At 61.3% G+C, this 23,039-nt stretch carries 22 protein-coding genes and 3 pseudogenes; 18 read left to right on the top strand and 7 right to left on the bottom strand.

Annotated elements, in window-relative coordinates:
• Positions 1–23: 23 nt before the first annotated feature.
• Together J9611_RS05310 and J9611_RS05305 are read right to left on the bottom strand one after the other, a co-directional pair.
• The gene (locus J9611_RS05310) at positions 24–542 is read right to left on the bottom strand and encodes a hypothetical protein (RefSeq protein WP_211878332.1); all 519 of its coding nucleotides are present in this window, start codon (positions 540–542) and stop codon (positions 24–26) included.
• On the bottom strand, positions 539–1,510 hold the full coding sequence (locus J9611_RS05305) for a CHAP domain-containing protein (RefSeq protein ID WP_443701376.1): 972 nt from the start codon (positions 1,508–1,510) through the stop codon (positions 539–541). The genes J9611_RS05310 and J9611_RS05305 overlap by 4 nt, the downstream gene beginning before the upstream one ends.
• Before the next feature lie 397 nt (positions 1,511–1,907).
• Between J9611_RS05305 and J9611_RS05300 the strand changes: the two genes are divergently transcribed.
• Positions 1,908–2,327 (top strand): winged helix-turn-helix domain-containing protein, encoded by a 420-nt coding sequence (locus tag J9611_RS05300; protein ID WP_307857025.1) that lies wholly within the window; start codon positions 1,908–1,910, stop codon positions 2,325–2,327.
• On the opposite strand, the gene J9611_RS05295 is transcribed toward J9611_RS05300, so the two are convergent.
• Positions 2,324–3,040 carry an SDR family NAD(P)-dependent oxidoreductase gene (locus J9611_RS05295; RefSeq protein ID WP_211878329.1) on the bottom strand — a complete coding sequence of 239 codons (717 nt, stop codon included), beginning with the start codon at positions 3,038–3,040 and terminating at the stop codon, positions 2,324–2,326. The two genes, J9611_RS05300 and J9611_RS05295, sit on opposite strands and share 4 nt — an antisense overlap.
• Before the next feature lie 418 nt (positions 3,041–3,458).
• Here J9611_RS05295 and J9611_RS05290 point away from each other — a divergent pair, with 418 nt between their 5' ends.
• The 12 genes and pseudogenes from J9611_RS05290 (at position 3,459) to J9611_RS05235 (ending at position 15,836) form a co-directional block, all read left to right on the top strand.
• Complete coding sequence (locus tag J9611_RS05290; RefSeq protein WP_307857024.1) at positions 3,459–4,553, top strand: hypothetical protein; 1,095 nt, start codon at positions 3,459–3,461, stop codon at positions 4,551–4,553.
• On the top strand, positions 4,554–5,321 hold the full coding sequence (gene fabI / locus J9611_RS05285) for an enoyl-ACP reductase FabI (RefSeq protein WP_211878328.1): 768 nt from the start codon (positions 4,554–4,556) through the stop codon (positions 5,319–5,321).
• Between the two features lie 777 nt (positions 5,322–6,098).
• Positions 6,099–7,949 carry a MarR family transcriptional regulator gene (locus J9611_RS05280; protein WP_307857023.1) on the top strand — a complete coding sequence of 617 codons (1,851 nt, stop codon included), beginning with the start codon at positions 6,099–6,101 and terminating at the stop codon, positions 7,947–7,949.
• A 1,457-nt stretch (positions 7,950–9,406) separates the two neighbouring features.
• Positions 9,407–10,231 carry a ParA family protein gene (locus tag J9611_RS05275; RefSeq protein WP_211878327.1) on the top strand — a complete coding sequence of 275 codons (825 nt, stop codon included), beginning with the start codon at positions 9,407–9,409 and terminating at the stop codon, positions 10,229–10,231.
• The gene (locus tag J9611_RS21720) at positions 10,228–10,875 is read left to right on the top strand and encodes a ParB family protein (protein WP_246527399.1); all 648 of its coding nucleotides are present in this window, start codon (positions 10,228–10,230) and stop codon (positions 10,873–10,875) included. The genes J9611_RS05275 and J9611_RS21720 overlap by 4 nt, the downstream gene beginning before the upstream one ends.
• A 136-nt stretch (positions 10,876–11,011) precedes the next feature.
• Positions 11,012–11,125 (top strand): annotated as a pseudogene (locus J9611_RS05265) (NADH dehydrogenase FAD-containing subunit); the annotation flags it as partial.
• A gap of 95 nt (positions 11,126–11,220) precedes the next feature.
• Positions 11,221–11,874, top strand: coding sequence for a hypothetical protein (locus J9611_RS05260; RefSeq protein WP_211878325.1), 654 nt, complete (start codon positions 11,221–11,223; stop codon positions 11,872–11,874).
• A gap of 363 nt (positions 11,875–12,237) precedes the next feature.
• Positions 12,238–13,071: a ParA family protein gene (locus J9611_RS05255; protein WP_211878323.1), complete on the top strand. Its 834-nt coding sequence runs from the start codon at positions 12,238–12,240 to the stop codon at positions 13,069–13,071.
• 3 nt (positions 13,072–13,074) lie between these two features.
• Positions 13,075–13,506 carry a ParB family protein gene (locus J9611_RS22910; protein ID WP_211878320.1) on the top strand — a complete coding sequence of 144 codons (432 nt, stop codon included), beginning with the start codon at positions 13,075–13,077 and terminating at the stop codon, positions 13,504–13,506.
• A gap of 353 nt (positions 13,507–13,859) precedes the next feature.
• On the top strand, positions 13,860–14,126 hold the full coding sequence (locus tag J9611_RS05245) for a glutaredoxin family protein (RefSeq protein ID WP_211878318.1): 267 nt from the start codon (positions 13,860–13,862) through the stop codon (positions 14,124–14,126).
• Positions 14,126–14,536 (top strand): single-stranded DNA-binding protein, encoded by a 411-nt coding sequence (locus J9611_RS21715; protein ID WP_246527398.1) that lies wholly within the window; start codon positions 14,126–14,128, stop codon positions 14,534–14,536. Before J9611_RS05245 ends, J9611_RS21715 begins: the two co-directional genes overlap by 1 nt.
• A gap of 7 nt (positions 14,537–14,543) precedes the next feature.
• Positions 14,544–15,836 carry an IS256 family transposase gene (locus J9611_RS05235; RefSeq protein ID WP_211878316.1) on the top strand — a complete coding sequence of 431 codons (1,293 nt, stop codon included), beginning with the start codon at positions 14,544–14,546 and terminating at the stop codon, positions 15,834–15,836.
• A gap of 394 nt (positions 15,837–16,230) precedes the next feature.
• Here J9611_RS05235 and J9611_RS05230 read toward each other — a convergent pair.
• Both J9611_RS05230 and J9611_RS22690 read right to left on the bottom strand, forming a co-directional pair.
• Positions 16,231–16,771, bottom strand: a pseudogene (locus J9611_RS05230) (MmgE/PrpD family protein); the annotation flags it as partial.
• A gap of 98 nt (positions 16,772–16,869) precedes the next feature.
• Positions 16,870–17,013, bottom strand: a complete 144-nt coding sequence (locus tag J9611_RS22690; protein WP_211878314.1) for a hypothetical protein — start codon at positions 17,011–17,013, stop codon at positions 16,870–16,872.
• Between the two features lie 23 nt (positions 17,014–17,036).
• Here J9611_RS22690 and J9611_RS05220 point away from each other — a divergent pair.
• Positions 17,037–17,339, top strand: a pseudogene (locus tag J9611_RS05220) (cupin domain-containing protein); the annotation flags it as partial.
• Here the strand turns inward: J9611_RS05220 and J9611_RS05215 are convergent.
• Positions 17,250–17,645 (bottom strand): alpha/beta fold hydrolase, encoded by a 396-nt coding sequence (locus J9611_RS05215; protein WP_211878356.1) that lies wholly within the window; start codon positions 17,643–17,645, stop codon positions 17,250–17,252. The pseudogene J9611_RS05220 and the gene J9611_RS05215 overlap by 90 nt on opposite strands.
• Positions 17,646–17,930: 285 nt before the next feature.
• Here J9611_RS05215 and J9611_RS05210 point away from each other — a divergent pair, with 285 nt between their 5' ends.
• The 4 genes from J9611_RS05210 to J9611_RS05195 are packed head-to-tail and all read left to right on the top strand — an operon-like array spanning position 17,931 to position 22,514.
• The gene (locus J9611_RS05210) at positions 17,931–18,590 is read left to right on the top strand and encodes a GntR family transcriptional regulator (protein ID WP_211878310.1); all 660 of its coding nucleotides are present in this window, start codon (positions 17,931–17,933) and stop codon (positions 18,588–18,590) included.
• Positions 18,591–18,631: 41 nt separating this feature from the next.
• A complete protein-coding gene (locus J9611_RS05205; protein ID WP_211878308.1) occupies positions 18,632–20,260 on the top strand; it encodes a BCCT family transporter in 1,629 nt (542 codons plus the stop codon).
• Positions 20,261–20,262: 2 nt separating this feature from the next.
• A complete protein-coding gene (locus J9611_RS05200) occupies positions 20,263–21,402 on the top strand; it encodes a mandelate racemase/muconate lactonizing enzyme family protein (RefSeq protein WP_211878307.1) in 1,140 nt (379 codons plus the stop codon).
• Positions 21,399–22,514, top strand: a complete 1,116-nt coding sequence (locus J9611_RS05195) for an enolase C-terminal domain-like protein (RefSeq protein WP_211878305.1) — start codon at positions 21,399–21,401, stop codon at positions 22,512–22,514. The genes J9611_RS05200 and J9611_RS05195 overlap by 4 nt, the downstream gene beginning before the upstream one ends.
• A gap of 269 nt (positions 22,515–22,783) precedes the next feature.
• Here J9611_RS05195 and J9611_RS05190 read toward each other — a convergent pair whose 3' ends face one another.
• A complete protein-coding gene (locus J9611_RS05190; RefSeq protein WP_246527397.1) occupies positions 22,784–23,011 on the bottom strand; it encodes a hypothetical protein in 228 nt (75 codons plus the stop codon).
• Between the last annotated feature and the right edge of the window lie 28 nt (positions 23,012–23,039).

Genomic DNA, 23,039 nt, shown 5'->3' with positions numbered 1-23,039 from the left:
TTTCTGGAGCGGGGTGGTTTGGGTTATCGGTCAGCCGGCGGGGTGAGCCGGTTGACCTTCCAGGTGGAGTCTTTGGAGGTGCGTAGCAGCTGGAGGGCGTAGCGGCCGGCATCGGTTGGGACCGTGACGGTGACGCCGTAGCCGTTGGATTCATCCACGGCCAGCGTCGCCCGCCCGGTCACCCGGAAGGCGGGTTTGTTGCCCGGATCCACTGTGGAGTAGTCGGCCGTGGCCTGCGGGGTGAGCCAGCGGGCGAAGTCGTTCGCCCACTGCGTGGCCTCTGCCTGGGGACGGGCGTAATCGGCCATGGCCCGGGTCGCGACCTCGGCGGCCTCCGTCTTGCTCTCCTCATCCCAGGCAATGCCCGACGTGGGCGGAACGGTCCCGCCCGGTACCTGTGACCTGCCCCCGGCGCTCAGCGAGACCGGAGCCGACGGACTGGCCGAAGCCGTGGCCGGTGATGAGGCCGGGCCGGTGGTGGCCGCCGGGGCGCACGCGGCGCACAGCAGGACGGCGGCCAGGGCTGTCAGGGTGCGTTTCACTTCTTCTCCTCCGAACCTGGCACGTACAGGAACGCGCTGGGCACATCGTTGTTCACGGTGCGGGTGTAGTACCTGTGGTCCTCCGGGGCGGGGTTGCCGTTGTAGCCCTCCTCCAGGTAGCTGCCGTCGGCATTGACGGCCTTCACGACGGCCACGTGGCCGTAGGTGGGGTCCGCTCCCCCGGCTCCCGGGGCGTACCAGACGACCGCCCCGACCCGGGGCGTCGGGCCGGTGGGCCAGCCGCGGGCGTTCCAGCCATCCCGCCAGGACAGCGCCGAACCGAGATTCACGCCGTCCGGCCGGAAGGTGCTGTTCAGAATCCTGTATGGGGCCGCGGTGCCGCCGAGCTGCTGGTTCACCCGCCACAGGGCGAAGTCCACACACTCCCGGTTGAACATTCCCAGCGCGCTCGGCTGGTAGATGGCGGCGTTGGCCCAGGGCAGGTCATCGCCCACACCGGACCGGCCCGGCAGTGCGCAGCCCCGGGTCCCGGAGACCTTGACGTGGGCGAGAGCGGTGACGAGATCCATGGCCGGCTGCCAATAACGCTGGTAGTGATACGGATCCGCGTTGCGCTGGACCCGGTTGGCGGCGATCGTCGGCTCCAGCTGCTCCCAGCCGGCCACCCTCTGCAGGGCCTTCATGAAGTTCCCGGCACTTCTGGCCGGGTCCATCCGGTCCGCAAAGGAACCCCAGGCACCGTTGTCCCGCTGCTGGAACAAGCCCCGGGAATCGGGGCCGGCGCCGTCGCCGTAGTCCAGCACTTTCAGCCCGGACTCCCCCAGTGCCACCATGACGCTGACCATCTGTCCCTTCAACGGCAGGTTCAGGCTCTTCCCGGCGTTGATGATGGCCGTGGCGTTGGTCAGCTGCTCGGTGGAATAGCCCGAAACCTTCGCGAGGCCCGAGGCGGCAACGGTGCTTGCACCAGGTCCGCAGCCCGCTGCAGCGGGGGTGGATTGGAACAATACGACAATCGAAAAGAGGAGTCCGAAGAATAGAGAAGGCACTGCCAATGCTGCGCCCAGCAACATTCCCTTCGACTTCATACCGTTTCCCTCGACTCCCCGCGAGGGGCCCCGACGCGACCAGGGTTTACGGATTCCGTTGCTCCCTTCACATGGGAAATCCCAATCAGCGAACTCGGCTGAACCATCCGTTATCTCCCCCCCTGACATCACTTGAACTACCTGGTCGGCCGATGGACTCGGAAGAACGAGCCGCGCCTCCCTCCCGGGAGCAGGAGGCAGGGAAGACCAGCACGGGTTAGGAACTCGCTTAATGCCTTCATCAGTGCCTAAAATATAGCATGATCAGTGCATTAAATGCATTCAGCAAGGTGTTAAACGCATTGATGAAGGGTATGTGAGTGTCGATGAATGCGAAACAAGTATGAAAATGGTGTTGTTTAGGGGCAAAATGGGGGGCGTGCCTAAATACGCCCTTCCCGAGGAGAACTGGTCAGAGGATCTCCTCTTGGCCCAGAGGGTTATTAGCACCCCGGCCCGCCTGGCTATCGTTGGATATCTCTACACGCAGGGGCCGACACTCCGGGCGACGCTGATCAAGCAGCTCTCCCTGGACAGCAGCCTGGTGGGCAGAAATCTCGATCAGCTTGAAGACCTCGGGATCCTGATCGGGGACCCTCCGCGCGGTGAGCGCGTAGGCCGATCTACGAGGTGGGAAGTCAACCAGGACAAGTACAACGGGATGGCGAAGGCGCTTTACGAATTCCTTGGCATTGACCTGAAAACCCTTCCCGGGCAGGACGCGCAGGAAGGCTAGTACCCCAGACCTTCGCCGCCTGTGACAGGAATGAGAGCGCCGGTCAGGTACGTCAGCGTGCTGACCTTGTAAATGGCGTCTGCGATTTCATCCGGCTCCGCTATCCGCCTCAGCGGCGATCTTTCAATAAGCCTTGCCATGTCAGCCGCATCGACCTTGGCCAGCATGTCGGTCTTGGTGGGGCCAGGGGCGACGACATTGATCCGGATTCCACGCGGACCGGCCTCCCACATAGCAGAGCGCACCAGGCCATCAAGTGCAGCCTTCGATGATGTGTAGTGAGCAGAGCCGGGAATCCCGGTCCGGGATGATTCAGAGGAGATGAGCACAATGGATCCGGAACGAGCCCGTCCCATGTATTTCAACGATTCCTGGACGCTGGTAAAAGCCCCGAAAAGGTTCGTTTCCATGACTGATCGCAAGTCTTCGTCACGCATCCGAATGAGAAGATCTTGACGGGCAACCCCGGCGTTATAGACCACGGTGTCGAGCCGTCCGAAGGTGGCCGCTATTTCCTTGAAAGCTGCCTTCAACGCAGGTGTATCCGTCACGTCGCACTCGATTCCGTGGACACCGTCCGCTACGCCGCTTCCGCGGTGGGTGCCGGCTACGGCGTAACCCTCTTCCAGGAAACGCCTGGTAGTTGCTTCACCAATCCCCCGGGATGCTCCAATTACAAATGCCACCGGCGACTCAACCATAAACTTGCCCACGCCTGCACTCTACAGGTAGGGTCCAGAGTGGCCCGGCGACTCCGCAGGCCTATATCTCCCATACCTCAAGTGTGCTGCTGGACAGTGGTGTGCTGGCTTCCAACCCTCGATTTGTTAGGGCTTAAAGTCATGCACCCCGATGCACTCAATGCCGTATGCGCCGCAGCTTCAACCCCGTCCCTCCGGATTCTGCGCGCGTTGAACCTCCTTCAGGTTCCGCAGCGGCCCGAGGAGATTGCTGAGGGACTTGAGCTATGTCTCTCCGTCGTCACTCATGAACTTTCCACGCTGGAAGCAGCCGGAATTGTGAGAACCATTGACGGGCACGTCCACCTGGGCGTTCATCTGAGCTCTTTCTTTGGCGAGCCGTTAACGCCTTCGGTAACAGAATCCCCATGCCAGCGACGAAGGGCTATCCGTGTCTAAGCAAGAGATCGATGCAAAAGGACGCTGGGTCGTCCTGGATACCACGCAGGACGGAGTGTCCCTGCTGGCCGTCGGCACCGAAAACCATCCGGGCATCAGCCCAAGGAACTGGCTGGACGAACGGACCAGGACGGTTCTGTTCGACAAACTCCGGACGACACTCTCCTCAGGTGAGGCCTTCGAGGGCATCGTCCGCTACGGGTCGGCTGAATTTGCCGTCATAGCCAAGCCCGTCGTGTCTCCGGACGGCAAGCAAATTGTGGGTGCCTATGGAATATTCGAACACCCCGGGCACCGGATCCCCGACGCCCCGCTCCTGGGCGCGTGGCAGTGGCGGGTCTGCAAGCAAACCGGGAAGAACGTGGGCGACGACTCCTCACTGTGGGACGCCAATCTCTTTAAGATCTATGGAATCGAACCTGCCACCGTCGAAAGCAAGCGCGGACCTGCCGGCGAATGGCTGGCCAAGCTCATCTCCACTAAAGACCGAGACACCATCAAGCTGGTGATCGACAGCGGCATCTCCGTCAACAACCGCAGCCGGCACCTGCTGTCCTACGAGGTCGTCTACGGCTACGGAAGCGCCAGCCCGGGTAAGAAGCAGATCGCCCTGTCGGCCCGGGCCTATGACGACCCCGATTATCCCGAGGCAATCATGCTGCGCGGTTTCAGCCGTGAAGTGGACTCCCCTACGAAACTCGTCACTCCGGGCCTCTCGCCCGTCTCGGCCGGCCTGGTGACTGAAGCGCTCTTCGCATTGGCAGCCGACCGGGCCTTTGCCGCCATCGACATGCAACAGGAAGTGACGTTCCGGACCTCCAGCAGATGGGCGGACTTCGGACTCCTCCCGGACTTTGAAGGAAACCTGGCAGCTCTAGCCCACCCTGACGACAAGTTCAGCTTCGAGCATCACCTCGCAGCGGCAGCCGCAGGCCGTGTAGGGCCCGAGTCATCTGCGAGTGTGCGGCTCAGGACCACCGCCGAAACGTGGCAGGAATTCGCCGTTGCTGTAGCGCCGATCGGTTCCATCGACGGTCAGAGCCGCTATCTCATGACGAGCCTGGTACCTGCCGGACAAGGAGCATAAATGGGAATCATGGATGGAAAGACAATACTCGTCACCGGTATTTTCACAGAGCGCAGCATCGCCTACGCAGCGGCCGAGCTCGCACAACGAGAAGGCGCCTCCCTGATCTTCACGGGCTTCGGACGCCGTTCCAAAATCACTCAAAAAATAGTTCAGCGGCTCCCCTCCCCCGGTCCGGTTCTGGAGCTGGACGCCACCAGCCAGAAAGATCTTGACTCGCTGCACAGCAGGATCCTGGAGCACACAGACAGCCTGGATGGCATCATCCACTGCATCTCTGCCAGCAAACCAGAAGCCGTCGGCGCCGGCTTTATGACAGCGGACTGGGACGACCTATCTACGAGTCTTCAAGTCTCCGGCGCGTCACTCCAAGCCGTCACCAAAGCCTGCCTCCCCGTACTCAACGACGGGGCCAGCATTGTCGGCGTCACCCTCGACGGAACGCCGGTATGGCCTATTTATGGCTGGGCTGGAGTGGCTAAAGCCACCTATGAATCCACCAACAGGTACCTCGCCTACCACCTCGGCGCGCGGAAGATCCGAACTAACCTGGTGGCGTGCGGACCCTTGGACAATTTCACGGTCGCAGCCATCGACGGAATCGAGAGTACAGACGGAGTATGGGAAAGCCGTGCGCCCCTGGGCTGGGATCGGACTGACCTGCAGCCTGTGGCCAAGGCAGTTATAGCGCTGCTCTCCGATTGGTTCCCAGCCACCACCGGCGAAATTATTCACGTCGATGGCGGCTACCACATCATGGGGATGTGACAGGGCTCTGCCATGTTGGAGGCGCCCGCAACTCGCTTGCCACTCGATGGCACGTGTCACGCCCAGAGGGCGGGCACATCACCCAAATTGCACCTACTACGCTCGGCCGACGAGTACACCGGATCAGCGCCGCCCCTTCCTGTGCGGTTTTGCGATTCGGACGTACATGTTTCTGTTTCAACACACCGAGGGTGTTTCAGTTTCAATACCGGGACATACGGCATCGCGGTGATAGCTTCAATTTCAGAAGGACCGGAATGGACGGTATTCCGCCCTTAGGACCGTGAGATGTTTGGTCCGACCAATCTATTGAAGTAACGGTGGCCTTCAGCCACTGAGTTCAAAGGACAGGGATGATGGCTCCAGTAAACCGTAGTGGCCGGCGCTCCAAAGGTGACCGCAAATTCGTCGGATTCCGCATCGCTACCCCCAAAGCAGATGCAATGGACCTCGTTGCAAAAGCAGAGGGCTACCAGTATGTCAGTGACTGGCTGTCCGATTTGGTCGACGCACGCCTCGCGAACACTAACCTTCACTCACTAATCCAGCAGGAGGAGTTGCCTCTTGGCCGCTTAGCTTCTTAAAAGTGGAAGGCCCGCACTAGGCGGGCCTTCGAAGCTTGAGATTCACGATCCGGGATGCTTGCCGGCTGACAGATCGTAAATCGTTTGGAAGTCCTTCGCAGGGCTTCCGTTGTGTTACAAACCGGTCTTGGCGGACCGGCCCTTACTCATTCCCTCTGACAGGAACAAAGCCATCGTACAACAGCATGCGCGCGTGCTGCCAGCCATATACGACGCTGGCGTGTCGCGCGAGCCATCCTCTACGTACAGCCCCGCCCAGGCGTGGGCTGCCTTGGCGCCTCTTCTCGCAGGTCAGCCCCGGGTCCGTCTCTCTAGGGACGCCGGAAAGACGTACCCGCAGAAGCATGAGCGTGCTCTGACCGAGGCCCTTCCCACCTTTCCTGCCGCCGTCCGTATCTTCGGCAAGGACGGCACCTGCGCCGCGATCTTCCTGGACTTCGACTCCTCTGTAGCCGGTGTTGACTGGGTGGAAGCCGACGTGAGGGCAGTCCAGACCTGGCTGCACAACTGCGGTGCCCGGTGGATCGAGGACTACTCCCCCAACGGCGGCCGCCACGTCTACATCCCGCTGGAGAAGCGGGTCACCTTCTCGGAAGCGCGCGATCTCGTCGAGGCTCTGGGCACCCGCCACCGGAGCCTGGACAAGACCCCGCACCAGAACCTTCTGCACGGTTGCATGCGCACACCCGGTTCCCCTCACAAACACGGCGGTCACCAGGAACTCGCCATGAGCCTGACCATGGCCTACGACATTGCCCGCCGGCCGAACGGAGCCGGTGTGTGGGCCACCATGAACGCTGACCTGGAGGCGGAGATCGGCGCCGTCCGGGCCCTGCGTCTCGAACAGTCCTTCACCCCCGCAACCAGCGAAGCGCCCAGCGGTCTTCACCTGACCGGCCGGATGTCCCGGGCCATGCAGCAGATGGCGCTCACCGGTCTCTACGACGCCAACCGGTACGCCTCCGATTCGGAGGCACGCCAGGCAGTCGTCACCGGGGCCGCGGCCGCCGGCCTGGAGCTGACCGATGTGGAACGCCGGATGCTGCAGGGGACCTGGCCAGGGCTCGCATCCTTCTACGCCCGCTATGCCTCCCGCCACCGCATCCCGGCACTCAAGCGGGACTGGATCAAAGCGGTCGAATACCTGCGGAAAAACCCGGGATCCAAGGCAGGAAAGAACACTGCACGTATATCCCCCACAAGCCAGCCAAATACACAGCCCCTGGGACTACAAGGGAATACAGTTTCGTCTAATCCTGATGTTGAACACCGGTTCATCCGGACTTGGAGAAACGCGCTGAAGCTTAAAGAACCTGGGTACGCCGATTCCAGGACAGGGCTGGCCAGGAGGATGGTGTTGCGGGCGCTGGGGGAGGCAGCCCACAAGACGAAGTCCCGGTTCATCGAATTCGGCGACCGGTCCATTGCGGTGGCGACAGGCCTGGACCACACGACGGTCGGCACACACCTGAGAGCCCTGCGCGCCGAGAATGATCCGTTGGTGACCCTGGTCGGGCAGGGCCGGGGAACGAAGGGAGATCTCTACATGTTGACGGTGCCTGAAGGGGTGAAGACCGCGGCTGAGGATCTGTCCTGGCGCAAGGGGAAGATCCACGCCCTACGGCCGGTGTTCCGGGAACTGGGTCTGCCGGCGGCCTTCGTCTACGAGGCTTTGGAGCACTCCCCCGGGCTGACTACCGCGGAACTTGTGCAACTGACGAGGCTTTCCCGCACTGCAGTCAGTGAAAGCCTCGAGGTGTTGGCTGCCTGGAACATGGTGACCCGGGATAAGAGTCGGGCCTGGTCTGTGGTGTCCACGACGTCGCTGAAGGAACTGGCCGAGCACTTCGGCGTCATGGAAGCCGTCGCCGCTCAGCAGCACAAATACCGGATCGAGCGGATCCTGTGGAAGGAATGGCTGTCGAAGAACGTCAACACCGTCGCCGAATTGCTCTCCCCCGGTGAGGACTATCCCTGGGAGGATTTCGAGGGGCCGCCGGATGAATGGGCCCTGGCGGATATGGCGTTCACCAGGGCCGGGTGATTTCGTTGACGGGTCGTTGATCCGGCACGGTTTCTTGCGCCCTCTCGCCCGCCATTCCGCGGACTATTTGGTTGATCAGTTCCAGGCCTTGCGTCGAATCGGCCCCGCCCCCCCTGTCGACTCTCCGCTGCTGGTGCAGGACGCCCCCGCAACGCATGCGCAAATGGTTCCATTCGCGGAACTGGCAGCGAACCACAGCCCACGACCACTCCCCCGCCGGGCACCCGCAGACGCTGGACGAGGCAACGCCCTGGTTCGCAGCCATGCTCCGAAGCCCTGCTCGGTCGTAGTGAGTAAATGCCACCTTTTGCGGACGGGACTCCTCTAGCCTGGCTGCTGGACCCCACTCCCCCGGTTCAGCCGGGAAGCACCTCTTTCGCAAATGGAACCATTCCCTCAACTCCGCAAATGGTGCCATTTGCTCACAAGCCCGTCCCGGTAAGACACATCGATCAAGGCCTCGGGGGATAGCACCACGCATCGGCACAGTGGTCATTCCTGGATCTGTCAGCCTGGGGATTCCTCATCCCTGTGTCGTGCCATGTCGAGCTGGGGCGGCGAGGACGAAGAGGCGTTCGCCGATGAGACCCGGGCGCCAAAGCTTGGCGGCGCCGTGGTTGCCGGCACAGCGGTCACTGGGCGGCTGGACCGGATGCTCCGGGCTCTATGCCATTGTTTGCTCATACGGCACCCTTTGCGACCGATGTGGGATTAGCCCAAATACCCCTATTTGCGAAAGTAGTACCAACTGCTCATATGGTGGGATATGCGCTAATCCTTCTTTTTGCGCAAACGTTACTTTGATCGCTAGTGCGGCCATTTGAGCAAATGCCGCCATAGCGCGAGACGGTCGCCGGGGAGCGTCGTTCGCAAATACCTCCATTTGCGCTCGAGCGCTGCTGCACAATGCCGGAGCTTCCTTTGAGCAAATGCCACCATATGCGGCGCGCCAGGGTGCCGAGGCGCAGTCCTGCCCGCTTGCTCAAATAGATCCATTTGCGCATCTCTTTCATGGCCGCGTTCGCGTTGGCCCGATGTCCTGGCAGCCCTATGCTACAACCCGGCTCCGGCGCAAAAGGAACCATTACATCGGGCCTTCCCCAGGAGCAGGCACGGCTCTTGTCTCGTCAACTGGTGCGCAAATGGAACCATTTGCGCACCAGTCTGACCCACCAACCAGGGGCGGCATCTGCGCAAAAGGTGGCATGGGCGCAGTATGCGCAAAGGGTGGGATATGCGCCGTTCTCTCAAACTCCACTTATGGTTCCATTTGCGCCAAAGGTGGGATTCGCGTGAAAGGAACCATTTGCGCCGACACTCCCGCGTGGCGCCCGGGCATACCGGAGGGGCGCCGCTAGTCTGGTCACATCGGTTGCCGGCCCGATGAGTTCCCGCCACAAGCGGGCTTTCTGCCGCACCGTTTTTCTACGAGCAGTGCAACGGAAGGTACCCCAGACATGTCGGCAAAAATCATCGCCGTTTGCAACCAAAAAGGTGGCGTCGGCAAGACGACCCTAGTGACCGGCCTGGCCGAGGTCTTTTCCAGGACACTCGGTAAGAAGGTCCTGGTCATCGACGCGGACCCGCAGTACAACGTGACCTCCGCCCTGGGCGTGACGGAACCGGAATTCACCCTCAACGATGTCCTCTACGGCGACGAGTCGAACAACCAGAAGATCATGCCGGGTGTCGCAGGCGACGCCATCATGCCGGCAGGGGAGGCCTGGCAGCCCCGGGCCGACAAGAACGAAGACTTCCCGAGACTCGACCTGATCGCGGCCGAACGCAACTTGGCCTCCCGCGAACGCGACTCCATGATGGCTCGCGAGCACCGGCTTCGGATTGCCCTGAAGGGTGTCGCCGAGGAGTACGACATCGTCCTGATCGACTGCGCACCCTCGCTGGGGCTCCTGACAGTCAACGCCCTGACGGCCGCCACACACGCCCTGCTCGTGACAGAACCGCGTGTTGCCTCAGTCGAGGGGCTGTCCGAGATCGTCACGACTATCTCCGAGGTGCAGGAGAACCTGAACGAGACCATCGAACTCCTGGGCGTCATTGTCAACAAGCAGAAGAAGCGCGCCGACCAGATGCACTGGATTGAGAAGGTCAACGCCAACTTCGGCGACCTGGTCTTCGAGCCGATGCTTCAGGACCGCGAAGTGTTCGCCAAGGCGCAGGCTGCCTCGCAGCCGCTGCGGGCATGGGGCTCCGAGGCCGCCCCGCACCGGGCTGACCTGGTCCAGCTGGCCACCCTGATCTGGAAAGATGCAGAGGCATGAACCGCCCAGGACCCGCCCCCGAACGCGGAGGCACACCCAGCGCTCTGGACGCTGTCCGTAAACGCGCCGGACTGGTGAAGGCCCGCAACACCAGCGTCATTGCCGACATGACCCGCACGGATGTGGATGAGCAGGCGGGGGAGACACAGCCGGCAACTCTGCACGCAGTCCCTGCACCCGCGGCAGCGCCCGAGCGGACGCCCACAGCCCCTCCGCAGGCATCGGCTGAGGCAGCGCCGGTCCAGCAAGCTCCCGTAGTCCAGGCGCCGGCCGTCCAACAAGCCGCGGCGCAGCAGGCACCAGTTCAGCAAGCTCAGCAGCCACAACCTGTCGCCTACGCGCAGCCCGTTCAGCAGGTTCCGCAGCAGACTCAGGTCCTTCTCCGGCAGCCCGCGCTGGAGCCGCCGGCAGCCGAGAAGAAGATGTACCGGAAGACCAGCTTTTTCCAGTCCAAGGAGTCGGGCGCCAGGATGCGGTCCGCGTACATGGCGACCCGCCACCTGACCGGATCCAGGACGCTCTCGGACTTCATCCTCGCCGCCGTGGAGCGTGAGGTAGAAGCCCTGGAGCGCCAGTACAACGAAGGGAACCTGTTCACTGCAGACCCCGGCAGCGTGCCCCGCGGCCGGCCCCTGGAGAGCTAGTGGGAGTGTGGCGCTACCGGTCGTAATCGGAGCAGCACTTCCAATTCGCCGTGCATCTTCTGGACGGCTCGAGGTCCTCTGCGGTTTCGCCTCGGCCGCCGTACATGAACTCCGGGAGGAGCTGGTATGAACCCTGGTGTACCTCGCCCTCCTGCCCGGATTCCAGCAGAAGGTACGCGCACTGTTTTCCTGGCCCAACGGCTACGTCACCCACAGTCCCGCGCAGGTCGTCGTCGGCCGGCCGGAGTGACGGGCCGGCCGCCAGGTCAGACGCTACCTAGCCGCGGGCTGTCCGGATTCATCAGCGAATTCTTGCGGGAATAGGCGAAGAAGGCCAAGGGTGCGGTGCTCGATGAGCTGGTGGCCGTCACCGGCTGGTCAAGGGCCAATGCCCGTCGGGCGCAGTCCACGGCCCGTAAGCGTAAGGGGCCGGCGAAGGCTGTCGTGCGCAAGCCGCGGGGACGTACCTACGGCTACGACACGCTCAAGGTCCTGATCGAGGTGTGGCGGTTCGCCGGAATGCCATCGGGCAAGTACCTGGCCGCGACCATGGACCTGTGGCTGCCCAAGCTGGAGGCCTTCGGGGAACTGGACAAGGACAGGCTGACCCCTGAGGTGAGGGCGCAGCTGCTGAAGGTCTCCGGTGCCACGATCGACCGGCTGCTCAAGCCGACCAAGGACGCCGGCAGACCCAAGGGCCTGTCCGCGACCAGGGCCGGGCCCCTGCTGCGCAACTCGATTACGGTCCGCAAGGCCGGGGATGAACACGAACAGGCTCCCGGCTTCATCGAGGCGGACATGGTCGTCCACTGCGGCCCCACCCTGGCCGGGGAATTCGCAAGGACCCTGACCGCGACGGACGTGTTCACCGGCTGGACCGGGAACGTCGCGGGGCGTGAGACCAATGCTCGGGAAAGTCACGCTAACGGGTTGATGACCCTTGAGCGTCGGGTAACGACCGTCTACCGACACCTGGCCGCGAGGAACGAAACGCCGTGAAATCCACGTCGACAAGCCGTGTTGGGAAACAACGACGGAAAACCCTGGTGACAACAGAATCGACATGCTCAAGAACAAAATTGCCGCCAAATTAAGGAAGACCAATCACTAACGTGACTTTCCCGAGCGTTGGTCCTCAACCCCCGCGCCCGCCGGCGATGGGCTGGCGGGAACGCGTCGCTCTGCTCCAGGGTGTCCAGAGCGCTTGACCTATCCAATGTATCCATTGGATAGGTTGTAGCGTATGGATACATAAGATAGTTTGGATACATTGGATACCAGACCCAACGTATCCAATAGGGACATTAGTGCTATTAGCTCTAATGGATACGTTGGATCTATTGGACAGATTGGATACACACTTTGAGTGCCACAATCTACGCAGTAATCAATCAAAAGGGCGGGGTGGGTAAGACCACCGAGACCATTAACTTGGCTCGCGTGGCCAGCAATGACCTTCGCCGTACGCTTGTCATCGATGCCGACGCGCAGGGGAGCCTCACCGGCATCCTGGCGGCCGACGAAGTGGCCGCCGACCAACTCTCATTCGCGGACATCCTGGTGGGCGAGGACATCGCGGACGTCGAGGTTCAAGGTATCTGGCCGTCGCTAACCGTGATCCCGGGCAACCAAAACACGAACAAGGCAACGAAGCAGCTGCATACCGAGCACGGAAGGGAGTACAGGCTCCGTGAAGCCGTCGAAAAAGTCAGAGCGGATTACGACCTTATTCTCATTGATTGTGCCCCCAGCCTTGACCTCCACACTGTCAACGCCCTCACAGCCGCGGACCGCGCGATTGTCATGACGCAGCCGGGCAAGTTCTCTCTTGATGGACTGAGCCAGCTGCAGCAAAGCTTTGACAGCGTGCAGAAGTACTACAACCCACTGCTGACGGTCGCCGGCATCGTGGTTAACGGCGTACGGAACACCATCGGGCACCGGAACTGGGTCCGCGACCTCGAAGAAAGCACCCCCTGGCCCATGATTGGGCCATACGTTCCAATGAGGAGCCTCATCCAGGACGCGCAAGAGGCCGCTTACGGCCTGGACCAGTGGACGGTTGAAGCGAAATTGGCGCGCGAAACGTACGAGCTTTACGCCCGCCACTACGGTGCCCTGGAAAAAATCGATCTACTGCGACACCTCGAATTAGCGTTCCCCAAGCACGACTTCAGCAGCACGGAAGGGCTCTAGATCATGGCAACAAACCGACCCGCGCCTAAGCGCAGCAGCTTCGGTGCGACACACCCCATTGAGCACACGGAGGATGCTCCGGCAATTGCACAGCTCGCCCCGGCACCGCGGCCAGCCCTCGTGCCAGAGACAGGGGGGAGTGAGGCTGTCAGAGGCGAGACCGAGGCTCCCAGCGCCCGCCGCAAACCTGGGCCTGCCCCGTCCGGAAAGGTCAAGAAGAAGGCTGCCGTGTGGGCTGATGAGGAAGTGATCGAACGGATACGCGGGGCGTGGTTCCACACCCCAACAACGTCCGGGGAGAGGGAACTGTCTTTCTCCGACTTCCTACTTCAAGCAGCGCTTGCCCGCGCTTCCGAGCGGGAGAAGGCATACAACAAGGGCAAGGAGTTCCCACCCGCCCCCGCGGGAAGCATCGGCGTAGGACGCAAAGCCTAGGCCCGGTGTATCCATTAGCTCCTTTGTATCTAATGGATGTAATGGATATGGGGTTGGCAAGTAATGCGTAGCGAACCCGGCTAGCGTGGCCCCTGAACCATTCTGGGTAAGGGGACAGCCGATGGCAGGGCCACGCCCCTATTTTCAACCCTCACGGCGCGGCAGCGCCCCTGGGCCGCTGAAAATGACAGCAGGGCAGCGCCACCCAAAATAGGTCAAACGATGTGCAAAAATTGCCTCAAAACCCCGGAAAATAAGGGCAAAAGCCATTGTTTTTCATATGAAAAATAGAATTAAGGTAGAAAGTCACCCAGACGAACGCAACTCATTTGATACGAAACCAGGTGCTGAAAATGACTTCCTCAACCGCCGATTACACCATTTACACCAAGCCGGCCTGCCCGAACTGCGACAAGACGAAGGCCTACTTCGAGTCCAAGGGCATCACCTACCAGGCCGTGGACATCACCGAAGTACCCGCAGCACTGGAATACATCACCCAGGAACTCGGCTACTCCCAGGCCCCCGTCGTCGTGAACAACTCCGATGACGAAGACCACTGGGCCGGGCTCCGCCGCGACAAGCTGGTCCAGGCAGCCATGCGCCACAAGGCGGCCTGATGAACACGCCGCAGGACCGGTTCGCTCTCACGCCCCGCCGGTTCGACCCTGAACGGGACTGGTTCGGACTCGAAGCCAACCCTTCCAGAACCATCAACGTCCCCCTCATCGACCCCTACCTGGTGGAACCGGACCCCGCAGCCCCCTGGTACGACACTGAGCAAGACACCTCCGAAATCGACGCCACCACCCTCAACCACATCCTAAGGAAGGTCCACATCATGGCCGGCGAAACCACCATTACAGTGATCGGAAATCTAACTGCGGATCCCGAACTGAGATTTTCTCCCAGCGGATCCGCCGTCTCGAACTTCACCGTCGCTTCAACGCCGCGTACCTTTGACCGGGGGACTGTGGAATTAACGGTGTATCCGGCTCGACACGCCAGGCGGTGTGCCTGGCAGGAATGAGCTGGTTATGACGGTGACACTGGATGCCGTGAAGAGTGCGGACACCACTGCGAAACTGAACGAAACTTCCGAGGCTGAGGCCGCCCGTGAGCTGGTGAGGATGGCCCGGGAACGGGGATTGTCCCTGACCGGTCCTGGCGGGTTGCTCAAACAGCTGACCAAGACGGTCATCGAGACTGCGTTGGACGAGGAGCTCACGGAACACCTTGGCTATGAGAAACACGACGTGGCCGGGAAGCAGACCGGCAATGCCCGCAACGGGACCCGGTCCAAGACCGTGCTGACGGAGACCACCGGGCCGGTGGGCATCGACGTTCCGCGGGACCGCGACGGCACGTTCGAGCCGGTCATTGTCCCCAAGCGCCAGCGCCGCCTGACCGGGGTGGACGAGATGGTCCTCTCGCTCTACGCCAAAGGCCTGACGACCGGCGAGATCAGTGCGCACTTCGCCGAGATCTACGGGGCGTCCGTTTCCAAGGAGACCATCTCGCGGATCACGGACCGGGTGCTCGAGGAGATGAATGAGTGGCAGAACCGGCCGCTGGACGAGGTCTACGCGGCGATCTTCATTGATGCCATTGTGGTCAAGATCCGCGATGGTCAGGTGGCCAACCGGCCGATTTACGCTGCCATCGGCGTCACCCTGGACGGGGAGAAGGACATCCTGGGGCTGTGGGCCGGGACCGGCGGTGAAGGCGCCAAGTTCTGGATGAGCGTGCTGACCGACATCAAGAACCGTGGTGTGAAAGACAGCTTCTTCCTGGTCTGCGACGGACTCAAGGGCCTGCCGGAGGTGGTGGGCAATGTCTGGCCGCTGACGACGGTGCAGACGTGCATCATCCACCTGATCCGCAACACCTTCCGGCTGGCCTCGAAAAAGGACTGGGACGCGCTCAAACGGGACGTGAAACCGATCTACACGGCGCCGAATGCTGCGGCGGCCCGGACGGCGTTAGCGGAGCTCACGGAGCGGTGGGGCAAGAAGTATGGCGCGATCGTGCGGTTGTGGGAGAACGCGTGGGAGGAGTTCATCCCCTTCCTGGATTACGACGTGGAAATCCGGCGGGTGATCTGCTCGACCAACGCCATCGAATCGCTCAACGCCCGGTACCGGCGGGCGGTGAAGGCACGCGGTCATTTCCCGACCGAGCAGGCCGCGCTAAAGTGCCTGTATCTGGTCACCCGGTCACTCGATCCGACCGGTGCCGGCAGGACCCGATGGGCCGTGCGTTGGAAGCCCGCTTTGAACGCCTTCGCCATCACCTTCAGCGACCGATTCCCGGCAGCTGAAAACTACTAAAGGAAACCGCCGGATACACCGTTAATGAGATAGTCCCGGCTGGACGGCCCAGGAATCAACCTTTGTCCTTGACAACATCATTGAGATTCCTTTCGAATTGCGGGGGGTGACCGGGGGCCGCGGCGTAAGTAGACGGTGGCCCCGTCCGCCGGATCCATCGCCGCTACAGTCTCGGACTGTCCGTAGTGTGCTCCTGCCATCCGCTGTGGTGCCGGTTTGCAGAGCAGGGGAGGTGTGCCGGTGTGCCGCCGTGGGAACGGTGATACCGCCGGTCAACAATGTGGGCATTGCCACGGACCAAGCTCCTGGCAGGGCCGCCGACGCGGGCTGGCTGTGCCCGCTGCCCGCCGAGGCGCATCCTGTCCGTATATCTGCGGGTGCCGGATCGGGCCGGGATGCCGGCCGCGGTGGAGGGGCCCAGGTGCGCAACGTGGTCATCTTGTTCCTGTGCAGGCAGACGGCCGTCACCAGGTTGGCCTAAAGCTCGTAGCCGGTGGTGATATCGCGGACCAGCTCCTTGCCACTTGAGCCGATGTGCTGCGCCACAGCGAGGATCGGCGGAATGTAGTCCCCGGGGTGGGAGTACTCGGCTGCCAGGAATGTGTCCTAGCAGGCCAGCTCGCGCACGGCAACCCCGTTTGCTTGATTCGCCCACTCGGGCGACATCTGCTCCCCGATGCCGAACACGTTGTAGCCCTTGCCGTCCGTCGAAGGTGGATGAGGGCCTAGGCGCGGGCAGCCACAATGGGGGAGCGAATCGGCGATGAAATGGCCACAGAGGCGTTGTCGATGATGCGGTTGATCACCATTTCGGTTACGTCAGCCGTCACGGCTACCGGGTCGGCCGCAACGACTGTGATCTTGTGAGGCAGCTGTTCCTCGCTCGGCAGGTTGTCCTCGCTCTTGTAGACGCGGACGTGCTGTTTCTTAACCATGGTGGCTCCGTGTTAATTAGGTGTGTGTAGTCGAGCGGACTTCCCAAGCAGTGCGATGACGTCAGCTGAGCTGCGTACCCCTCGTCAGCCGTAACTGGTCAGGAGCGATGTGAGAGGTGGGACGGCGGCGTTAGCGTCGTGCGCCATCGAGAATTTCCCAGATGGCTCAATCCCATGAATTGGCTGCTTCCCCAGTTAGGCTTTCTGTCTTTATCGACCAGCGCAGCACGGATACCCTCCACAAAGTCCGGCGTGGGAACTCCCCCCGGGCGGATTCGAAGGTATGCATGCCCATACTGAGAATGACATCCCGCTGGAGGAGATCTATATCGTCATCGAAGGTGCCGGACGCATGCGTATCGATGACGAGACCTTCGACGTAGCTACGGGAGATTCGGTATTAGCCCGTGTTGGGACGACCCACGATTTGCGCAATACCGGCGACGGGCCGCTAAAAATACTGGTCGTCTGGGGAAAATCAGGGACAGCGGACTATTCGGATTTCGGCTCCGCCAAGCTGGCACAGGCTGCACGTGCACACGATGTTCCACAGGCTAAGCCTGCATAGCGCCTCCCTTCGATGTTCGTGACGCACGTGTCCGCAAAGTCGTCTGCGGACGTCACTCGTCTTAAAATGTGAGCCGAACGGGGTGGGGGCATCGAGGGCGAGCCATTGGGCGACGCGCCCGCCCATCGAGTGCCCGTAGACGTGCGCACACGTTACTCCCGCAGAGTCGAGAACGGCACAGGCGGCTCGGGCGAACGAGCACGTTTTGTACGCGCGTTCCTCCCCCTCGTCACTTGCCCCGGTTCCCCGATGATCGAACGTGATCACCCGGTGCCGGGCGCTGAATGCCGCAGGACCGCATCCCAGGCAGACGAATCCACACCCTGCCCGAAGACGAGCAGCAGAGGTTCACCGGCCTGATCTCGGAACAGGCCAGCGCCGCTCCATCCCGTATGGTCGCGGCGGGTTGCTTCGGCGGCGGTTCGGTGGAGCGGCGTGCGTGACGGCAGCGGACGCGGCCGCGGTGAGCCGCGTCAGGTCATGCGTCCCCAGGAATTGTGGATGTGACGATTGCCGCTGTCCAAATGTGGGGATACTCACTATAGTCAGATTGTCGACAATCGACCGTTAGTGTTTTGAGGGAGTAGAAACATGGGCAAGTTGGAGAGAATCTCGATGAAGGACCGTCTCGCGACGGAGCTTCGGCGCAAGATCCTGGCTGGCGATCTTTCTCCTCACTCTCGCGTCGTCGAACAGGATCTTGCCGATGAGTACGGGGTGAGCCGGGCGGTGGTGCGGGAAACGATGTTGGTCCTGGAGCTGCAGGGTCTCATCATTTCCACTCCGTATAAGGGTTCGGAAGTCGCTTCGATTTCGAGAACGGAAGTTGAGGGGCTGCTGTTGCCGCTTCGTGTTCACATCGAGCAGTTTGCCATCGCGGAGGGCCTTGCCCTTTTTGATGCGGACACGTTTGAAGACTTCGGACGTGTTCTCGTTGAAATGGAGCGGGCGATCTACAACAAGGACATCAACGCGTTCAACGAAGCTGACATGCGGTTCCACGCGATCATTGTCGACGGCTGCCCGACCGATTCCGCGCGAAGCATCTGGGATTCCATCCATCCACGGATCAGGATGCACTTCGCTATGCAAACCGGACGGACCGGCGCGCTCTCGGAATTCCTTGAGGATCACAAGCGCCTGGTGGATGTGTTCCGGACCGGAGACGTCGCGGCCAGCCGTGAGGCGATCGCGGCCCACATCATCGGGACGAACGAGCCCCACCTGGGTCTGCTCGATGAATCCGCGTAGTCACACCCCATACGTATCAAATCACTGCCAAAGGAGACATCGTGATTGAAACCCAGGCTGCCGTTGAGGCGCCAAGCAAGAACCAAAAGCACAGACCCACGGTTGACAGGGTGCTCGTCGTCGGGGCCGTGATCGTTGTGGGCATAGTCGTGGCAGCCCTGCTGCTGTGGCCCAACGAGGCCCAAGCCTCTGCAAATATCCTCTTCGACGGGTCCACGCGCATCTTCGGGGCCCCTGTGCAGGTACTGGGGCTGGGCTGCTTCCTCTTAGCTGTCCTGCTCGCCGTATCCAAGTTCGGGCGCATCAAACTCGGTGAAGGCAAGCCGGCCTATTCCACTTCCAGCTGGCTGTTCATGTTCATTTCCGCCGGCCTCGGATCCGCCACAATGTACTGGGCTTTCATGGAATGGGCTTATTACTATCAAACGCCCGGACTCAATATCACGCCTGAGTCCCGGGAAGCCCTGGACGTCAGCATGTCGTATGCCTTCTTCCATTGGGGTCCCATCCCGTGGGCAATGTATGTGGTCGCCGGAATCTCGATGGCCTATTACATCCACGTTCGGAAGGGCAAACGGCTCAGCTACGCCGGAAACGTCGAAGCAGTAATCCCGAAGGTGAAAGCTGCCGGCATTGGCGGACGCGTCATCGATCTTTTGTTCCTGTTCGGCACGTTCGGCGGGCTGATCCTGACGGTCACGGTCACGGTCAACACCGTCTCTGCCGGTGTGGCAGGACTGATGGGCATCCAAAACGCTTTTTGGCTCAAGGCCATCATCCTCACCCTATCCACCGTAGTCTTCGGACTCAGCTCCTTCATTGGCATCGACAAAGGATTGCAGAAGCTCGCCAAAACGGCCGTCCTGGCGGCGTTCGTCTTTGCCGCCGTGGTGTTCCTGATCGGTCCGTCTGAATTCATCGTGGCCAACGTCGTTAATGCGGCCGGCCTGGAGGCCCAGAACTTCCTCCACATGAGCCTGTTCACGGACCCCAACGGCGGGAGCTCTTTCTCGCGCGACTGGACTGTCTTCTATTGGCTCTACTGGATTTCCTACCTGCCCGGCGTCGCCATCTTCATCACCCGCGTTTCCAAGGGACGAACCATCCGGCAGACCGTTATCGGACTGATCGTTGGCGGATCCGCCGGCATCATGTTCTTCTTCGGCATTCTTTCCAGCTACGCCATGAACCAGATGAACCACGGAACCGTGAACGCCCCACAGGTACTGACCGATAGCGGCGGGGACAACGCCGTGGCCCAACTGCTCAACACCTTGCCCTTTGGCACCGTCTTTTCCGTCGTGTACTTCCTGATCATGCTGGTCTTTTTGGCCTCGCACATGGATGCGACGTCCTACACGGTGGCAGCCGTCAGCACCCAGAATCTCCCCAACGGCACGGACCCGTCACGAAGCCTTCGACTGTTCTGGGTCATTATGCTGGCGGCGGTGCCGATGGCAATGCTTGCCATCAACGCCAACCTGGGCACGTTGAAAACGGGGCTGACCCTGACAGCCATCCCGTTCCTCTTCCTGCTGGTCACCCAAATCTGGGGCCTCATCCGGTGGTTGAGACAGGATTCGGACCGCATCGACACGAAAACCGGCCTCATCCTCCCGACGAAGCCGGAACACGCAGCAGAGCCAGCACCCTCGGAAGGCACCCGCTGACCATGAAAATTATTGACGTCGAAGCGATCTGGCTTCGGATCCCTTCCTTCGGTGAACGGTGCGAGTGGGGCGAGGACGCCTTCCTGGTAAAGGTCCACACCGATACCGGCCTGATCGGCATCGGTGAATCCGATAGCGCCCCGGCCGTTCTCAAAGCCTTGATCGAGACGCCTTCCTCTCATTCCACAAGTCGAGGACTACGGGAAGTCCTGCTGGGGGAAAACCCCCTCGACATTGACCGGCTGTGGAACAAAATGTATGACGAGTCCTCCTACATGGGGCGGCGTGGCGCGGCCATTCATGCCATCAGCGCCATCGACATAGCCCTGTGGGACATAGCATCACAGCACTACGGCGTGCCGATCCACACGCTGCTCGGCGGCAAGGTCCGCGACGAGATAGCCGCCTACGGGACCTTCATTCCCAGGGACAACCCCGCCGACAACGCATCTCTGGTCGAGGGACTGCTGGAGACTGGGTTCTCCAGCCTGAAGTTGGGCGGAGGCCTGTTTGGCAACGATCCAAGCCATGACCACGAGGTCCTGCAGGTCGTCCGGGATACGGCAGGTGACAACATCGACCTTGCCATCGACCTGGTCTACCGGTGGAAGAACTACCGCTACGCCAAAACCCAATGCGACCAGATGGGCGAGTTTAACCTCAACTGGATCGAAGAACCACTCCCCAGCGATGACCACCTCGGGCTCCGGCGCCTGGCGGAATCATCGGAGAGCAGGATCTCCGGGGGTGAAGGACTGTCCACCGTGGCCGAATTCACCGAATTCATCCGCGAGTCACGACCGGACATCATCCAGCCGGACATCACCCGGTGCGGCGGCATCAGCGAGATTCGAAAGATCCACGACGTCGCCACACGCTACAGCACACAACTCGTCCCGCACGGATTCAGCACCGGCATCCTCATGGCAGCTACGGTGCAGTTCCTGGCCAGCATCCGGGACGGTGAACTCATTGAATTCTCACAAAGCACCAGCCCGCTCTCCCTTGACCTGGTCACCAATCCCATCGTCCTGACCAACGGCAAAGTCACCGTGCCGGACACGCCGGGCCTGGGCATCGAGCTGGACGAAGACCTCATTGCCAAGTACCGCGTTGAGATGACGTTAGGAGCCAGGCCATGACTAGCACGATCGACTCCGTCGACGTGTTCGTCCTGACAAACCCCGAAGCACGGTACCGGACCTCGGCACACTACGACGAGCTGCAGATCACCAACACCGTGGTGCGAATAAACGCCGGCGATACGTTCGGCGTCGGCGGGGCCATCTCATGGACCGAAGGTGGCGTCGATACGGCCTTGGGCAAGGCCATCGAACACGTGGGAAGCGTCCTCATCGGTCAAAACGCCCTGAACCGGGAACGACTCCACGGGCTGATGTCCAACAGGTGCGCATCCATGTTGCCGCTCTCGCTGGCACCGCTGGACATCGCCTTGTGGGATTTGGCCGGAAAAGCATTCGATGTCCCCCTCTACCAGCTCCTGGGGGGACACCGGGATACGATCCCGGCGTATGCCAGCACCCCCTTCTTCGACACCATCGAGGAATACCTGACCATGGTTGCCCAGTACCTCGACGAGGGGTACCAAGCAATCAAGTTCCACACCTGGTGCTACCCGGACAAGGACCTGGAGCTCGTCAACGCCGTCGCGGAAAAATTCGGCGGGCTGGATATCACCTGGATGCTGGACGTGGAAGGACGCTACAACAGGCACGACGCCCTGCGCGTCGGACGCCGGCTCCAAGAACTCGGATACACCTGGTTCGAGGCACCCTTGCCGGACAGCGACCTGGAAGGGTATCGCTGGCTGCGCAGCAAGCTGGACATCGAAATCATTCCCGCTGGCAACGAACTGGTGACCCTTGGCCTGATTCAGACCGGGATGTCCATGGGGAGCTGGGACCACGCACGGGTTGATGCAACACTCGCCGGTGGCATCACCGGAACCCGGCACATCATGTCAGCCGCTCGGGCTCATTCGATGAATGTCGAATTGCAGTCCTGGGGCTATACCCTCTCACAGGCAGCCAATCTGCACCTGATGCTCGCGTTCCCGAACTGCCGGTACTTCGAGCAGGCCATGCCGCAAAAGCCGATGGAATTCGCCGCATTGGACCCCATCCGCATTGATTCTGCCGGAGATGTGCGGGCATCAGACAAACCAGGACTCGGTGTCGACCTGGACTGGGACCTGATCGACAAGCACGCCCTGATCAAATACACCCTCAAATAGTGCTGCCCCGGCGTGCTAAAAAACGGGGTCCCTCCACACACTGGCGGGTCCCCGTTAAGCAGCCTGAATGGGCGCCCAGACGGCAGGGCTGGCCAACACGCCAGTGCCGGGTGCTGGAACGCGGCGGACTCGAACGATAAAGCCGTGGTCATCGGGCGAAGCAGGGTGGCATAGTGCCCGTCATCGCTGAAGGCGACGGGCCGCGCCATCGTTGTCAGTGTCCTGGAAGCGGACGGGAAGATGGCTGCGTCCGCTGAGGGAAATGATGCTTAGATCGAAGGTCCGGCTGATCGCTCGATCGTTTGTCCGAAGGGCACTTCGTGGCTCACGGTAACCGTGAATTTTGTGTCATCGTGCCGGGTAACGAGAATCCCGAATTGTTTGCCTTCTAGGGCCATCTCAAGGGCTTCATCGACCGCCGCATTGAGTTGGGCGTCAAGCTGCCCCGGCCCGTCGGTCATCACCTCAAGAACGAGTGGTGCTTGTGCTGTTGTCATTCGTTGACCTACTTTCAATGTCGGAACG

Origin of the sequence: Pseudarthrobacter albicanus, from assembly GCF_018224015.1 — a bacterium.
Classification (GTDB): Bacteria; Actinomycetota; Actinomycetes; order Actinomycetales; family Micrococcaceae; genus Arthrobacter; species Arthrobacter albicanus.
Note: the sequence above shows the minus strand (reverse complement) of the source record. Positions and strands in the feature narration are given on the sequence as shown.